At 66.8% G+C, this 14,734-nt stretch carries 12 protein-coding genes and 5 tRNA genes; 7 read left to right on the plus strand and 10 right to left on the minus strand.

What is annotated here, in order from left to right; translation table 11 throughout:
* Positions 1–23 precede the first annotated feature (23 nt).
* The 7 genes from AC1RVY_RS07055 to AC1RVY_RS07085 form a co-directional block, all read right to left on the minus strand.
* Positions 24–99: transfer RNA gene (locus AC1RVY_RS07055), tRNA-Trp, on the minus strand.
* 15 nt (positions 100–114) lie between these two features.
* Positions 115–1,305, minus strand: coding sequence for an elongation factor Tu (gene tuf / locus AC1RVY_RS07060; protein ID WP_056642984.1), 1,191 nt, complete (start codon positions 1,303–1,305; stop codon positions 115–117).
* A gap of 74 nt (positions 1,306–1,379) precedes the next feature.
* Positions 1,380–1,454: transfer RNA gene (locus AC1RVY_RS07065), tRNA-Thr, on the minus strand.
* A 62-nt stretch (positions 1,455–1,516) separates the two neighbouring features.
* Positions 1,517–1,590: transfer RNA gene (locus tag AC1RVY_RS07070), tRNA-Gly, on the minus strand.
* Positions 1,591–1,666: 76 nt separating this feature from the next.
* Positions 1,667–1,752 (minus strand) — tRNA-Tyr (locus tag AC1RVY_RS07075).
* A gap of 101 nt (positions 1,753–1,853) precedes the next feature.
* Positions 1,854–1,929 (minus strand) — tRNA-Arg (locus AC1RVY_RS07080).
* Between the two features lie 101 nt (positions 1,930–2,030).
* Complete coding sequence (locus tag AC1RVY_RS07085) at positions 2,031–2,690, minus strand: TetR family transcriptional regulator (protein WP_492805945.1); 660 nt, start codon at positions 2,688–2,690, stop codon at positions 2,031–2,033.
* Between the two features lie 195 nt (positions 2,691–2,885).
* Between AC1RVY_RS07085 and AC1RVY_RS07090 the strand changes: the two genes are divergently transcribed.
* The 4 genes from AC1RVY_RS07090 (at position 2,886) to AC1RVY_RS07105 (ending at position 9,812) form a co-directional block, all read left to right on the plus strand.
* Positions 2,886–4,178: an efflux RND transporter periplasmic adaptor subunit gene (locus tag AC1RVY_RS07090; RefSeq protein WP_492805947.1), complete on the plus strand. Its 1,293-nt coding sequence runs from the start codon at positions 2,886–2,888 to the stop codon at positions 4,176–4,178.
* Between the two features lie 13 nt (positions 4,179–4,191).
* Entirely contained in the window at positions 4,192–7,347 is a 3,156-nt protein-coding gene (locus tag AC1RVY_RS07095) for an efflux RND transporter permease subunit (RefSeq protein ID WP_218298047.1), read from the plus strand.
* The gene (locus AC1RVY_RS07100; RefSeq protein ID WP_492805949.1) at positions 7,340–8,767 is read left to right on the plus strand and encodes an efflux transporter outer membrane subunit; all 1,428 of its coding nucleotides are present in this window, start codon (positions 7,340–7,342) and stop codon (positions 8,765–8,767) included. Before AC1RVY_RS07095 ends, AC1RVY_RS07100 begins: the two co-directional genes overlap by 8 nt.
* Before the next feature lie 172 nt (positions 8,768–8,939).
* Positions 8,940–9,812, plus strand: coding sequence for a c-type cytochrome (locus AC1RVY_RS07105; RefSeq protein ID WP_492805950.1), 873 nt, complete (start codon positions 8,940–8,942; stop codon positions 9,810–9,812).
* A 106-nt stretch (positions 9,813–9,918) separates the two neighbouring features.
* On the opposite strand, the gene AC1RVY_RS07110 is transcribed toward AC1RVY_RS07105, so the two are convergent.
* The 3 genes from AC1RVY_RS07110 to AC1RVY_RS07120 form a co-directional block, all read right to left on the minus strand.
* Positions 9,919–10,491 carry a DUF2946 family protein gene (locus tag AC1RVY_RS07110; RefSeq protein ID WP_492805951.1) on the minus strand — a complete coding sequence of 191 codons (573 nt, stop codon included), beginning with the start codon at positions 10,489–10,491 and terminating at the stop codon, positions 9,919–9,921.
* The gene (locus tag AC1RVY_RS07115) at positions 10,484–11,503 is read right to left on the minus strand and encodes a YheT family hydrolase (RefSeq protein WP_492805952.1); all 1,020 of its coding nucleotides are present in this window, start codon (positions 11,501–11,503) and stop codon (positions 10,484–10,486) included. Before AC1RVY_RS07115 ends, AC1RVY_RS07110 begins: the two co-directional genes overlap by 8 nt.
* 66 nt (positions 11,504–11,569) lie before the next feature.
* Positions 11,570–12,019, minus strand: coding sequence for a YybH family protein (locus tag AC1RVY_RS07120; RefSeq protein WP_218298042.1), 450 nt, complete (start codon positions 12,017–12,019; stop codon positions 11,570–11,572).
* Between the two features lie 233 nt (positions 12,020–12,252).
* Between AC1RVY_RS07120 and AC1RVY_RS07125 the strand changes: the two genes are divergently transcribed.
* The 3 genes from AC1RVY_RS07125 to AC1RVY_RS07135 are packed head-to-tail and all read left to right on the plus strand — an operon-like array spanning position 12,253 to position 14,367.
* Positions 12,253–12,852: a LemA family protein gene (locus AC1RVY_RS07125; RefSeq protein WP_218341852.1), complete on the plus strand. Its 600-nt coding sequence runs from the start codon at positions 12,253–12,255 to the stop codon at positions 12,850–12,852.
* A 35-nt stretch (positions 12,853–12,887) separates the two neighbouring features.
* Positions 12,888–13,820: a TPM domain-containing protein gene (locus AC1RVY_RS07130; RefSeq protein WP_492805954.1), complete on the plus strand. Its 933-nt coding sequence runs from the start codon at positions 12,888–12,890 to the stop codon at positions 13,818–13,820.
* A 1-nt stretch (position 13,821) separates the two neighbouring features.
* On the plus strand, positions 13,822–14,367 hold the full coding sequence (locus AC1RVY_RS07135; RefSeq protein WP_492805956.1) for a TPM domain-containing protein: 546 nt from the start codon (positions 13,822–13,824) through the stop codon (positions 14,365–14,367).
* Positions 14,368–14,734: the final 367 nt, after the last annotated feature.

The following is a 14,734-nucleotide window of genomic DNA, read 5'->3' on the forward strand; positions in this document are numbered from 1 at the left end:
GCTTGTTCTGGGCCACATTCAAGTGGCAGGGGCAGTAGGAATCGAACCTACAACCTTCGGTTTTGGAGACCGACGCTCTGCCAATTGAGCTATACCCCTGTATACCTTTGCCAGTTAAGCAATGATCTTGGCCACGACGCCAGCGCCGACCGTACGGCCGCCTTCGCGGATGGCGAAGCGCAGGCCTTCTTCCATGGCGATGGGGTTGATCAGCTTGACGGTGATCGACACGTTGTCGCCAGGCATGACCATTTCCTTGTCGGCCGGCAGCTCGATGGCGCCGGTCACGTCGGTCGTGCGGAAGTAGAACTGTGGGCGGTAGTTGTTGAAGAACGGCGTGTGGCGGCCGCCTTCGTCCTTGCTCAGCACATACACTTCAGCGGTGAAGTGGGTGTGGGGCTTGATCGAGCCGGGCTTGCACAGCACTTGGCCGCGCTCCACGTCTTCGCGCTTGGTGCCGCGCAGCAGCAGGCCGACGTTGTCGCCAGCTTGACCTTGGTCCAGCAGCTTGCGGAACATTTCCACGCCGGTGCAGATGGTCTTTTGCGTGTCGCGGATACCAACGATTTCGATTTCTTCGCCGACCTTGATGATGCCGCGCTCGACGCGACCGGTCACCACGGTGCCACGACCGGAGATGGAGAACACGTCTTCCACGGGCATCAGGAAGGCACCGTCCACAGCGCGCTCTGGCGTGGGGATGTAGGTGTCCAGCGCTTCGGCCAGCTTCATGATGGCTTCTTCACCCAGCTTGCCCTTGTCGCCTTCCAGGGCGAGCTTGGCCGAGCCACGGATGATGGGGGTGTCGTCGCCTGGGAAGTCGTACTTGTCCAGGAGTTCGCGCACTTCCATTTCGACGAGTTCCAGCAGTTCTTCGTCGTCCACCATGTCGCACTTGTTCAGGAACACGATGATGTAAGGCACGCCCACCTGGCGGGCCAGCAGGATGTGTTCGCGGGTCTGGGGCATGGGGCCGTCAGCGGCCGAGCACACCAGGATGGCGCCGTCCATCTGGGCAGCGCCGGTGATCATGTTCTTCACATAGTCGGCGTGGCCGGGGCAGTCCACGTGGGCGTAGTGGCGGTTGGCCGTTTCGTATTCCACGTGCGCGGTGTTGATCGTGATGCCGCGGGCCTTTTCTTCGGGCGCCGCATCGATCTGGTCGTATGCCTTGGCTTCGCCGCCGAACTTGGCGGACAGCACGGTGGCGATGGCCGCCGTCAGCGTCGTCTTGCCATGGTCCACGTGGCCGATCGTGCCCACGTTGACGTGAGGCTTGGTGCGCTCGAACTTTCCTTTTGCCATTTTTCCGACTCCGAAAAAAATCTATACCAATACGACAGGATCTCGGCGCAACCAGAATCGGACGCACCTGAAAGTGGTGCCCATGGCGGGAATCGGACCCGCGACCTCTCCCTTACCAAGGGAGTGCTCTACCACTGAGCCACATGGGCAACTTGATGCCGCTCGCACAACATCAAAATCTCTAACTCAACAAACCAGCACAAGCGAGCAATGGAGCGGGAGACGGGAATCGAACCCGCGTCATTAGCTTGGAAGGCTAGGGTTCTACCATTGAACTACTCCCGCATCGGCCAACAGCCTCTGCGCGCCAAGCCTTGCAACCAAGCAAAACTGGACATCACTCTCAACACTACTCTCTCACTGGTGGAGGGGACTGGATTCGAACCAGTGTAGGCGTAAGCCAACAGATTTACAGTCTGCCCCCTTTAGCCACTCGGGCACCCCTCCGGAGAATTTCGAATTATAGCACTAGTTTTTTGCAACACGGAGAAATTAGCAGCCCCGCAGGATCACCCGAAGAGACACATTCCCTGGATTGCACGCGTCATTGGTGCGGCTGGCGGGGATCGAACCCACGACCCTTGGCTTCGGAGGCCAATACTCTATCCACTGAGCTACAGCCGCACGACCGAACTGGCACAGCCTTGGATTATCGCATGCAACCGCCGCCAGCAAACGCACACCACCCCGATGCACCACGACCAACACGAGCACCCACAGACGCACTAGGGCGCAACACGGCAATCCTGGGCATCAACAACCCCTGGCAATGCCAGGCCCAACCCCACAAGAAAGGCATCGGTACTCACCCCACCGACACCCACCAGATCAAAGCCGCCCCCCCCCAGGATCCAGTTGCGGATGAGCCCATCGAACAAGGCATGCAAGCCCACGGCCGCCTCCACGGGCGTCATTGGCAAGACGACCCCTTGCAACTGCGCAGCCAGCTCGAAGTCGCGCGCCAACTGGCGGGTGAAACCATCCGACGCAGCCACGTGACGATCACGCACCCCCACGAGCTCGCTCACATATTCCACCTTGTAGAGCGCAATCTCGAAAACCCGGCGCGTCCGCTCGTCAGAGGCCACGCTGCGCAGCACAAGCGCCATCACCGCACGCAGCCGCTGCACCGGATCCGGACAGGTGCTGCACTCGAATTCCCCATAGCCCTGCTCGAGCGGAAGGGTCACCCGGTCCATCATGGCACTGAAGAGGTCCACCTTGTCCTTGAAATGCCAGTAGATCGCCCCCCGCGTCGCCCCCGCAGCCTGCGCGATATCGCTCAGGGAAGCACGCGAAACCCCCTTCTCCCGGAAGACCTGCTCCGCGGCATCTATCAGGCTGTTGCGCGTGGCAATTGCATCCTCTTTGGTTCGACGCGCCATGGGGTGTATGTCTCCTCGTTCTCAATGCCTAGTCACCGGCCGGATGCAACAAGACATCCGGCGGTCACAATTATACATTCATGTTTGTATGTATAATCGCGCACTTATTTTGTCGGGCTCTCATCTTGGGGCGCTTCCAGCCAGCGGCCCTTTCCCCTACAACCCAATTCCTTGACGCCAATCAAAAGGACTCCCATGCCCACACCGCGTGACGCATCTGCCATTCCCTCCTTTCGCGCCTCTACAACCCACAAGGCCATCTCCCTGGTCGCAGCCACCGCAGCGGCGGTGTTGCTGGCTGCCTGCGGCAAAAGCGACGGCCAAGCCCCAGCCGGCGGGCAGCAGATGCCCCCCGTCGAGGTTGGGGTTGTCACCGCAACGCCCGGCGATGTGGGGCTGATCACCGAATTGCCGGGCCGCGTGGAAGCTTCCCGCGTCGCCCAGGTGCGCGCCCGGGCTGCGGGCATCCTGCAGCAGCGCCTTTTCAAGGAGGGCAGCGACGTGAAGGCAGGCCAGCCACTCTTTCGCATTGACGCTGCCCCGTACGCGGCAGCGTCGGAAAGCGCCCGCGCCAGCCTCGCCAAGGCCCAGGCCAACCTCGCGCAGGCCAGCGCCCAGGTGGAACGCTACCGCCCGCTCGTGAGCGCCAATGCCATCAGCAAGCAGGACTTCGTCAATGCGGAAGCCGCCGAAAAGCAGGCCCAGGCAGACGTGGCCGCCGCCAGGGCGTCGGTGCGCACCGCCGACATCAACCTTGGCTATGCCAGCGTGACATCCCCCATATCGGGCCGCATCGGGCGGGCGCTGGTCACGGAAGGTGCATTGGTCGGGCAGGGAGAAGCCACTGCCCTGGCCGTCGTGCAGCAGATCGACCCGGTGTACGTGAACTTCACCCAATCGGCCAGCGATGTCTTCCAGCTGCGCCGTGCCATGGAAAGCGGCCAGTTCAAGCGCGCCGGCGGCACCGAGGCCGCCAGCGTCAAGCTCGTCCTGGGCGACGGATCGGAATACGCCCAGACCGGCAAGCTGCTGTTCACCGACCTGTCGGTGGACGCCACCACGGGACAGGTCACGCTGCGCGCGGAAGCTCCCAACCCCAAGGGAGAGCTGCTGCCCGGCCTGTACCTGCGCGTGCGCATCGAACAGGCCCAGGCCAGCAATGCCATCACCCTGCCCCAGCAGGCTGTCACGCGCACCCAGCAGGGTGACACGGTCAGCGTGGTGGGCGAGGACGGCAAAGTGTCCCAGCGCCCCATCAAGGTCAGCGCGGCCCAGAACAACCGCTGGGTGGTTCTCGACGGGCTGAAGGCTGGCGAGAAGGTCATGGTGGACGGCTTCCAGAAGCTGCAGATGCTGCCGCCCGGCACGCCGGTGAAGCCGGTTCCATGGCAGGCGCCGGGAGCGCCATCCGCGGCGCCCCCGTCGCCGGCCGCCGCAGCAGCACCTGCGGCACCCGCCGCTTCTGCCGCGTCTTCGTCGAAGCCATAAAGGGCACCCCAGCATGGCCAAGTTCTTTATCGACCGACCCATCTTTGCATGGGTGATCGCCCTGTTCATCATGGTGATGGGCGGCGTGGCGATCACGCAGCTGCCCATCGCGCAGTACCCACCGGTGGCTCCGCCAGCCATCGTCATCAACGCGGCCTATCCGGGCGCATCCGCGCAAACGCTCGAAGACAGCGTGCTGTCGGTCATCGAGCGCGAGATGAACGGATCACCGGGGCTGATCTACATGGAATCCGTCGCCCAGGCCGACGGCTCCGGCAGCATCACGCTGAGCTTCCAGCCCGGCACCAATGCCGATCTGGCCCAGGTGGATGTGCAGAACCGCCTCTCGCGCGCCACGCCACGGCTGCCCTCGGCCGTGACACAACAGGGCGTGCGCGTGGACAAATCGCGCTCCAACTTCCTGCTGTTCACCATGCTCTCGTCGACCAACCCGGCGACGGACACGGTGGCCCTGGGCGACTACGCGTCGCGCAACATCGTCCCCGAGCTGCAGCGGCTGCAGGGCATCGGCCAGGCACAGCTGTTCGGCACGGAACGCGCCATGCGCATCTGGATCGACCCCGCCAAGATGGTGAGCTTCAACCTTTCGGCCGCCGAAATCACCGCCGCCATCCGCGCCCAGAACGCCCAGGTGGCCAGCGGCACGATCGGCGACCTGCCCAACATCGCGGGCCAGGGGATTGCGGCCACGGTGGTGGTCAACGGCCAGCTCTCCAGCGTGGAGCAGTTCGGCAACATCGTGCTGCGCGCCAACACCGACGGCTCCACCGTGCGCATCAAGGACGTGGCGCGCGTGGAGCTGGGGGGCCAGGCCTACGCCACGGCCGCGCGACTGAACGGCAAGCCCGCCGTGGGCATTGGCGTCCAGCTGTCGCCCAGCGGCAATGCCCTGGAAGCCGCGAAAGCCGTGCGCACCAAGATGAATGAGCTCTCGCGCTACTTCCCCGAAGGCATGAGCTGGAGCATTCCCTACGACAGCTCGCGCTTCGTGGACATCTCCATCAAGCAGGTGGCCGAGACCCTGCTGGAAGCGGTGGCGCTGGTGTTCCTGGTGATGTTCCTGTTCCTGCAGAACTGGCGCTACACCATCATCCCCACCATCGTGGTGCCGATCGCTCTGCTGGGCACCTTCGCCACGCTGCTGGCGCTGGGCTTCTCGATCAACGTGCTGACCATGTTCGGCATGGTGCTGGTGATCGGCATCGTGGTGGACGATGCCATCGTGGTGGTGGAAAACGTCGAACGCATCATGAGCGAGGAAGGACTGTCCCCGCTCGAGGCGACGCGCAAGGCCATGCGCCAGATCTCGGGCGCCATCATCGGCGTGACCGTGGTGCTGATCTCGGTGTTCGTGCCGCTGGCCTTCTTCGCGGGCTCCACGGGCAACATCTACCGCCAGTTCTCGGCGGTGATGGTGGCCTCCATCGGCTTTTCCGCTTTCATGGCCCTGTCGCTCACGCCGGCCCTGTGCGCCACGCTGCTCAAGCCCGTCGAAGCCGGGCACCACCACGAGAAGACCGGTTTCTTCGGCTGGTTCAATCGCGGCTTTTCGCGCACCGCCAAGGGCTATGAAGGCTTCGTGGCGCGCATGCTCAAGCGGGCAGCACGCTACCTCGTCATCTACGCCGCCATCATTGGCGCCGTCGCCGTGGTGTACATGCGCCTGCCCACCTCGTTCCTGCCCAGCGAAGACCAGGGCAACATCATCGTCAACGTGCAGCTGCCCCCCGGCGCGACGCAGGAGCGCACGCTGGCCGTGATGCAGCAGGTCGAGGAGTTCATTCTCAAGCAGCCCGAAGTGCAGAGCATGGTGGGCGTGCTGGGCTTCAGCTTCTCCGGCCAGGGGCAGAACGCCGCCCTTGCCTTCGTGACCTTGAAGGACTGGAGCGAACGCCACGGCCCGGGCCAATCGGCGCAGGACGTTGCCAACCGGGCCTTCGGCGGCCTGATGGGAATCCGCGATGCGTTCATCTTCCCGCTGAGCCCGCCTCCCATTCCCGAGCTGGGCAATGCCAGCGGCTTCACGTTCCGCCTGCAGGACCGCGGAGGCGCCGGCCACGAGGCGCTCGTGAAGGCACGCAATCAGCTGCTGGGCATGGCCTCGCAAAGCAAGGTGCTCACGCAGGTGCGCCCGGACGGCCTGGAAGACGCGCCACAGCTGCAGATCGACATCGACCGCGACAAGGCCAACGCCCTGGGCGTGCCGTTCGATGCCATCAACTCCGCGCTGTCGACCGCGCTGGGCTCGAGCTATGTGAACGACTTCCCGAACCAGGGCCGCCTGCAGCGCGTGGTCGTGCAGGCCGACGCGCCTTCGCGCATGCAGCCCGACGATCTGCTGAAGATCAACGCCGCCAACAGCCAGGGCAAGCCGGTGCCGCTCTCTGCCTTCGCCACCACCCGCTGGGTCAATGGCGCGCAGCAGACGGTGCGCTACAACGGCTATCCCGCCATGCGGATCTCGGGCTCGCCAGCCCCCGGTTTCAGCACGGGCGCCGCCATGGCCGAGATGGAAAAGCTCGCGGGCCAGCTGCCCGCAGGCTTCGGCTTTGAATGGACCGGCCAGTCGCGCGAAGAAAAGCTGGCGGGCTCCCAGTCGCTGATCCTCTACAGCTTTGCCATCCTGGCCGTGTTCCTGTGCCTGGCCGCGCTGTACGAAAGCTGGTCGATTCCGCTGGCCGTGATCCTGGTGGTGCCCCTGGGCGTGCTGGGCGTGCTGCTGGCGACCCTGCTGCGGGGCTATGCCAATGACGTGTACTTCCAGGTGGGCCTGATCACCATCATCGGCCTGTCGGCGAAGAACGCCATCCTGATCATCGAATTTGCCAAGGACCTTCAGGCCCAGGGCAAGGGCGTGATCGAGTCGGCGCTGGCGGCCGCGCACCTGCGGTTCCGCCCCATCGTGATGACCTCGATGGCATTCGGCCTGGGCGTGCTGCCGCTGGCCATCGCGTCGGGCGCGGGCTCGGCCAGCCAGCGCGCCATCGGCACGGGCGTGCTGGGCGGAATGATCACGGGCACGGCACTGGCCGTGTTCTTCGTGCCCGTGTTCTTCGTGGTGGTCCGCAGCCTGTTCAAGGGCAGCGCGCGCCAGCAGGAAATGAACCGCCGCCACGCAGAAGAAGCAGGAGTTGGAACCCATGACTAATCACCGCAGCACCTCCATCGCACTGGCAGCGGCAGCGCTGCTGGCCGGCTGCTCGTTCATCCCCGTCTACGAGCGACCCGCGCCCCCCGTACCGGCCACGTACACCACGGCGGCTTCCGCCAGTGGCACCACGCAGGGCGCTGCGGCCGCGGCCCCCTGGCAGGACTATTTCGCCGAGCCCCGGCTGCGCCAGCTCATCGAAGCCGCGCTGGCCAACAACCGCGATCTGCGCGTGGCCGTGCTCAACATCGAACAGGCACGCGCCACGTTCCAGGTGCGCCGGGCCGACCTGTACCCGGGCGTGGGCCTGGCGGCCAACGCCAGCCGCGCACCGGCCGCGGGCACGGGCGACCTGACCAACTCGTTCAGCGTCGGACTTGCGGTTTCGGCCTGGGAGATCGACTTCTTCGGCCGCATCGCCAGCCTCAAGGAGCAGGCGCTCGCGCAGTACCTTGCCACCGAAGAGGGCCGCAATGCGGCGCAGGTCAGCCTGGTGGCCGCAGTGGCCAACGGCTGGCTGAACCTGCTGGCCGACGAGGAGCTGCTGGACCTGTCGCGCCAGACCCTCGCGTCGCGCGAGGAATCGGTGCGCCTCACGCGCATGCGGCTGGACGCGGGCGTGGCCTCGGAGCTGGACTTCCGCCAGGCAGAGTCCCTGACCCAGGCGGCACGCGCCACCCTGGCGCAGCAGCAGCGCCAGCGCGCGCTGGACGAGAACGCCCTGGCCCTACTGCTCGGACAGTCCCTGCCCGACGACATCCGCGCCAGCCTCACAGGCAGCCGGCTGGCCGCTGCGCCCGCCATGGCGCAGTTGCCCGCGGGCCTGCCGTCCGAACTGCTGACACGCCGCCCCGACATCCGCCAGGCAGAGCAGCAGCTGATCGCAGCCAACGCGAACATCGGCGCGGCGCGGGCCGCGTTCTTCCCGCGCATCTCGCTCACGGCCCAGGCAGGCACCGCCAGCGGCGAACTGTCGGGCCTGTTCAAGAGCGGCTCGTGGGGGTTCACGATCGCGCCGTCCCTGCTGCTGCCCATCTTCGACGCGGGCCGCAACCAGGCCAACCTCGAGAGTGCGCAAGCCGGGCGGGGCATCGCCATCGCGCAATACGAAAAGGCCATCCAGACGGCCTTCCGCGAAGTCTCGGATGCGCTGGCGGGCCAGGCCACCCTGGGTGAGCAGGCCGAGGCCCAGCAACTGCAGGCCCAGGCGGAAGGCGCGCGGCTGCAGCTGGCCGATCTGCGCTACCGCAACGGCGTATCGAGCTACCTGGACCTGCTGGACGCCCAGCGCTCCCTGTTCGCCACGCAGCAGGCCGTCGTGCAGGTCAAGCTCGCGCAACTGCAAAACCAGGTGGCGCTGTACAAGGCCCTGGGCGGCGGCGCGCCCGAAGCCGCGGCGGTGGCGGGCAATCCGTCCTGACGCGCACGGCGGCGCCAGGCCACGCGCGCCCGCACCGCAGGGTGGCGGCGCGCGCGGGCTGTCTCGCGCATCTGGCGCGGCGCCTGTGCGATGCTCACGGGGAGGCCCCAGCCCCGCAGATATAATTGAGGGTTGATTTCATCAAAGCCCCCCGATACACCCTGAGGACGTCATGAGCGACAACCACCACGAAGAAGCCCATACCGGCCCGATCAAGAACCCCAAGCAGTTGCTGGTCGCGGTACTTTTCTCGTTTGTGATTCCGATCTTTGCCATCATTGGCTTGGTCCTGTATGTCACGTCGGCCGACAAGCCGGCCGCTGGCGCAGCCAATCCCGAGAAGGCCATTGCCGAGCGCATCCAGAAGGTGGGCATGGTCGAAATCCGCGATGCCAACCGCCCCCTGCGAAGCGGCGAAGACGTCTACAAGGGCCAGTGCGCGGCCTGCCATGCCACAGGCGCCGCGGGGGCTCCCAAGTTCTCGGACGCCGCTGCCTGGTCGGCCCGCATCAAGACCGGCTTTGAAGCGCTGGTCCAATCCGCGCTGAAGGGCAAGGGCGCCATGGCGCCGCAAGGCGGCGGCGACTTCAACGACACCGAAATCGCGCGGGCCGTCGCATACATGGCCAACGCCGCCGGCGCCAAGTTCGCGGAACCCGCGACACCCGACGGAGCAGCCCCCGCGGCTGCCGCCGACGCCGCGTCCGCAGCCCCTGCCGCTACGGCGGCCGCAGCAGCGTCCGCTGCCGAAGCCGCTCCTGCTGCTGCTGCAGCAGCGCCCGCTCCTGTGGCCGCTGCCGCCGCAGGCGCTGGCGAAGCCCTGTACAAGCAGGCGTGCCAGGTGTGCCACGCGGCTGGCGTGGCCGGCGCCCCCAAGTTTGGTGACAAGGCCGCCTGGTCGGCCCGCCTGCCTGCCGGCATCGATGCGCTGTACAACAGCGTGGCCAAGGGCAAGGGTGCGATGCCTCCCCGCGGTGGCGCCGCTCAGGCGTCGGATGCCGATCTGCGTGCCGCCGTCGAGTTCATGGCCGCGGCCGCCAAGTAAGCCCTTCTCTCCCGCATGCGGCGGAGCGCCGCGCGGGCCCATGAAAAAGCCGGTTCTGTGGACCGGCTTTTTTACTTTCTGCGCCCTGGTTCCTTCTCTTTCTTCTTCAGGTGCGCGCCATGCCCGCCCTGGGCGCCCGCCCCTGCATTCCACCGGCGCTCCAGCGGCCATGCGGGCTCAAGACGAAGCCGTAGCGCCCCGGCAAATCCTCTGCCCGCACATCCAGCGGTACCCAGCGGCCCGCCTCCACCGCCTCGGCGGCCAGGGGCACGTCCAGGGTGTGCACCAGCCCCACGCCCAGCTCCGACACCAGGTAGACCCGCCCCTGTGCATCCACCAGGCAGTCCTGCACCGCGCCCCCCCGGCCGGTGTGGGAAAGCACGGAAAAATCCGGCTGTATGCGCCACACGAGGGGCGTGGCTTCCAGTTCCACATACACGCGCTGCGGCCCGTTCTGGAAAAACCATTGCCCCTGCGCGTCGTGCTCGTAATTGCGCGCAATGAATTCGACCAGCTTTTCATGCTGCAGCAGGGACCCTTTGCTGCGCGGAAAGGGGCCCGCGGCCTGGACCTGGTCGTCGCGCAGGTACCAGTGGCCGCGCGCATCCAGGCCGAGCCATCCGTAGCAGTCGGGCACATTGGGCCACTTGGCCAGCGCCTGCTTGACGATGTCATCCATGCGGCGATTGTGCTCCCGCGCGCGCCACGGCCCCCGCATGCTCTGCCAGCCATCCCCCGACTGCGTCGGGCATGGCGCGCACATGCCCCGGCAAGCGCCCGTGGGCAAAGCCGACATGGCCGCCGTGCGGGGGCTGCCAGAGCGTGACGAACCCGTTGGCCACCTCCTGCGGCAACGGCAGGCTGGCGGCCGGAACGAACGGGTCGTTGCGCGCATTGACGACTAGGGCCGGAAGGCGGATGCGGTGCAGCAGCGGCTTGGCGGAGGCGCGCAGCCAATAGTCTTCGGTGTTGCGAAAGCCGTGCAGCGGTGCGGTGAACACATTGTCGAACGCATACAGGTCACGCGCCGCCATCAGAGCCTGCCGGTCGAACAGCCCCGGGTGCTGCGCCAGCTTCTGCAGCGCCTTGGGCACCAGGGTGCGCATGAACATGCGCGTGTAGACCTGCCGGTTGAAGCCGCGCCCGATCGCGTGCCCGCCTGCGGCCAGGTCGATGGGCGAGCACACGGCGGCCACCGCGTCCGCGCTGCGCGCGGCGTCCTCGCCCACTTCGGCGGCCCAGCGCAGGAGCGCGTTTCCCCCCAGGGAGACACCCACCGCCATCAGCGGCCCCCTGTGCGATGCACGCAGGCGCTGCAGCATCCAGCCGATCTCGGCGTGGTCGCCCGAGTGGTAGGCGCGCGGCGCACGGTTGATCTCGCCACTGCAGCCCCGGAAATGCGGCAGCGCGCAGGCCCAGCCCTGCTCGCGCGCCAGGTCGGCGAACGCTTCGCAGTAGTGGCTGCGCGACGAACCCTCCAGGCCATGGAAGACCACCAGCAACGGCCGGGGCGCGCCGGCCGCCGCCACGCCATCCTGCAGGAAGTCCACATCCACGAAATCACCATCCGGCGTCTCCCAGCGCTCGCGGCGGTACTCGGGGCGGGGCCCGAACACCCGGCGCGAGTACAGGGCCGGCCAGATGGTCTGGAGCTGGCCTCCGGGCAGCCAGCGGGGTGCTACATATTTCATAGCTCTTAGCGCTTACAGCTCCGGGGAAAGAAGGCAAAAAGGCTTGAACATGGGAAGGCCATCGGCTCAATGGAGCACGGGCCGCTGCGCGTCCGCCGTCTGCACGTCCGGCGCGGCCCCGGGGCTGGCGTGGTGCGCCACCATGCGCCAGCCTTCGGGGGTCTTGTGGTAGACGTTGGTGGCCAGCACCACGGCCTGGTGCAGGCCGTCGGGCAGCATCACCTCCACGTGTTCGGCGACGCTGTGCACGGCGCTGGTGAGGGCCACCACCCGGTGCACCTGCACGGGCCGGGCCCGCACCGTGCCATGCGAAAACATGGCCTCGAATGCCGCCCGGATTGCCCCCGCGCCCAGCAACCTCGGCCCGCCGGGGTGCACGCAGACGATGTCGTCCTCGTCGGCCCAGCAGGACATCAACAGCTCGATATCGCCACGCTGCAGGGCCTCGTAGAACGCGGCTTCGGTTTCGTCCGAGGAACCTCCGAGGGTGGCGGCGCTGGAGCGGGGACGGGGCATGGTGATCGGCAGGATGGGGTGAAGGAAAGGCATGGGGGCCGGGGGCCCGTCCACGCGCAGGGCACTATTGTGCGGCCATCCCCTTGCGGGCGTGGTGACCATGCGGCCTGCCCGGCACCGGAAAGCGGTGGCGGCGCGCGCACTTGTTGCAGAATCTGCCGGGCGGCCACTGTCTGGCCCATTCGCACCCCGGTCCCTTGTCCTGACTCCACCTGGCGAACACCACCATGATGATGAAACGCATCCTTGCACTTCTGGCAGCCGTGCTGGCCCTGAGCGGCTGCGGCTACAACGACTTCCAGCGCCTGGACGAGCAGTCCAAGGCCGCATGGAGCGAGGTCCTCAACCAGTACCAGCGCCGTGCCGACCTGGTGCCCAACATCGTCGCCACCGTCAAGGGCGAGGCGAACTTCGAGCAGGAAACCCTGACCCGCGTGGTCGAGGCGCGCGCCAAGGCCACCTCGATCCAGGTCACGCCCGAAACCCTGAACAACCCCGAGGCGTTCAATAAGTTCCAGCAGGCGCAGGGCGAGTTGTCGGGTGCGCTGTCGCGGCTGATGGCGGTCTCCGAGCGCTACCCCACGCTGCAGGCCAACCAGGGCTTCCGGGACCTGCGCGTCACGCTGGAAGGCACCGAGAACCGCATCACCGTGGCGCGAAACCGCTACATCCAGACCGTGCAGGAGTACAACGTGCTCGCGCGCAGCTTCCCCACCAACCTGACGGCCATGGCCTTCAGCTACCAGCCCAAGCCCAGCTTCACGGTGGCCAACGAGGCCCAGATCTCCGCGCCCCCCACCGTGGATTTCTCCGCCTCCAAACCCAAGCCCTGAGCGGACTTGCCCTTCCACCGGACAACCGAGAAAATATGTCCCTAGCGCTTATCCACAAAGCGCTGATAGCTATATTTTTTATAGCATTCGCCTTGCCCTGGGCCCGGGCCGACGGGGGCCTGCAGCCCGTGCCTGCGCTCACCGGCCCAGTCATCGACCAGACCGGCACGCTGGACGCCGCCGACACGGCGGCGCTGGAAGCGCAGCTGCGCGCGCTGGAGCAGGCCCGGGGTGCCCAGATCGTGGTGCTCATGGTGCCCACCACCGCCCCCGAAGACATCGCGTCGTTCGCCAACCGCGTGGGCAACACGTGGAAGATCGGCCGCAGGGAGGTGGGCGATGGCGTTCTGGTGATCGTCGCCAAGAACGACCGCAAGATGCGCATCGAGGTCGCCAAGGCCCTGGAGGGCGCCATCCCCGACATCGCGGCGGCGCGCATCATCGACGGCGCCATGAAGCCCAGATTCCAGCAGAACGACTATGCGGGCGGCCTGCGCGACGCCATCGCCCAGCTTGGCGCGCGCATCGCCGGCGAGGCACTGCCCGCGCCCAGGGATACCGGCACAGGCCCATCGACGCCGCAGGACAGCGGCCGCGGAGGCTTCGACTGGACCGACCTGGCCATCTTCCTGTTCTTCGGCGTGATGGTGGCCGGTCCGTTGGCGCGCAGCATCTTCGGCGGGCGGCTGGGAGGCTTGTTCATGGGCGGGGGCGTGGGCTTTCTTGCCTTCGTGTTCACGTCCAGCCTGCTGGTGGCCGGCGGCGCGGGGATCATCGCACTGCTCTACACCTGGCTCTTCAGCGGCGTGGGCGGCGGCGCCCGGCAGGGCCGAAACGCCGGCCCGATCGGCGGCTGGGGCCATGGCGGCGGCGGTGGCTGGGGAGGCGGCACCAGCGGCGGCGGCGGGGGCTTCAGCTCCGGAGGGGGTGGAGATTTTGGTGGCGGCGGCGCCTCGGGAGACTGGTGACATGGGCCCTGAAACTGCAGCACCCTCGACCTTTCCGGGCCTGGCCACCGCCCTGTGGCGCCTTGCGCAGCATCGCTGGGGCGAACCCGGCGCCCGCCGTGCGCTCTCCAGCGACGCCCTGGAGCGGCTGGCCGCGCGGGTTGCGGCCAGCGAGCGGCGGCACACGGGCCAGATCCGCATCGTCGCCGAAGCCAGCCTGCCCTGGAGCTACCTGCGCCGCCATGCCAGCGCGCGCGAACGCGCCATCATGCTGTTCAGCAAATACCGCGTGTGGGACACCGAGCACAACAACGGCGTGCTGATCTATCTGCTGCTGCCCGAGCATGCGATAGAGATCGTGGCCGACCGGGGCCTGGCCCGCCACGTGGCGAGCAGCGAATGGCGCGATGTGATCGCACAGATGTCCACCCACTTCCGCCAGCGGCACTACGAAGAAGGCCTCGCGCAAGCCATCGAGGCCGTGTCGTCCCGCCTGAGCAGGCACTTCCCGCGGACATCGGACACGCCCGGCGACAACGAATTGCCGGACGCCCCCGTGGTCCGCTAGGAGTCCACCCGGCTGCAGCCCGGGGCGCGCCGAGCGCCGCCGGAAACGGGCGGGCGGACCGTGCGCGCCGCGACCGCGTGCGAGGGACGCAGGTGCGCCGCCACCCTTCGCAGCGGTGCGGCAGCCGCCGCAACGGCCTTTCCCAAGCCATTCACACTGTCCCAAACTCGCACCAGGGTTTTCCTCTAAAAACGGCTTCAGATGCCGCGTGGTGCCGCGAAATCCGGCGGGTTGCGGCAGAGTTCCCTCTTCATTGTTTCCAATACTGGAACAGTTAGTTTGCGACCCGGTGGTTTTTCTTCGCGTCCCATCCACGTACAGTTCATCCCATCGATGAGCCGAACCCGCAAGGCGACTCACCGAACCC

It is taken from the genome of Acidovorax sp. GW821-FHT11A03 (assembly GCF_058809075.1).

Excerpts from the sequence above, each read along its gene's own strand:
- tuf (WP_056642984.1), bottom strand. The coding sequence starts at position 1,305 with ATGGCAAAAGGAAAGTTCGAGCGCACCAAGCCTCACGTCAACGTGGGC.
- AC1RVY_RS07085 (WP_492805945.1), bottom strand. The coding sequence starts at position 2,690 with ATGGCGCGTCGAACCAAAGAGGATGCAATTGCCACGCGCAACAGCCTG.
- AC1RVY_RS07090 (WP_492805947.1), top strand. The coding sequence starts at position 2,886 with ATGCCCACACCGCGTGACGCATCTGCCATTCCCTCCTTTCGCGCCTCT.
- AC1RVY_RS07095 (WP_218298047.1), top strand. The coding sequence starts at position 4,192 with ATGGCCAAGTTCTTTATCGACCGACCCATCTTTGCATGGGTGATCGCC.
- AC1RVY_RS07100 (WP_492805949.1), top strand. The coding sequence starts at position 7,340 with ATGACTAATCACCGCAGCACCTCCATCGCACTGGCAGCGGCAGCGCTG.
- AC1RVY_RS07105 (WP_492805950.1), top strand. The coding sequence starts at position 8,940 with ATGAGCGACAACCACCACGAAGAAGCCCATACCGGCCCGATCAAGAAC.
- AC1RVY_RS07110 (WP_492805951.1), bottom strand. The coding sequence starts at position 10,491 with ATGGATGACATCGTCAAGCAGGCGCTGGCCAAGTGGCCCAATGTGCCC.
- AC1RVY_RS07115 (WP_492805952.1), bottom strand. The coding sequence starts at position 11,503 with ATGAAATATGTAGCACCCCGCTGGCTGCCCGGAGGCCAGCTCCAGACC.
- AC1RVY_RS07120 (WP_218298042.1), bottom strand. The coding sequence starts at position 12,019 with ATGCCCCGTCCCCGCTCCAGCGCCGCCACCCTCGGAGGTTCCTCGGAC.
- AC1RVY_RS07125 (WP_218341852.1), top strand. The coding sequence starts at position 12,253 with ATGAAACGCATCCTTGCACTTCTGGCAGCCGTGCTGGCCCTGAGCGGC.
- AC1RVY_RS07130 (WP_492805954.1), top strand. The coding sequence starts at position 12,888 with ATGTCCCTAGCGCTTATCCACAAAGCGCTGATAGCTATATTTTTTATA.
- AC1RVY_RS07135 (WP_492805956.1), top strand. The coding sequence starts at position 13,822 with ATGGGCCCTGAAACTGCAGCACCCTCGACCTTTCCGGGCCTGGCCACC.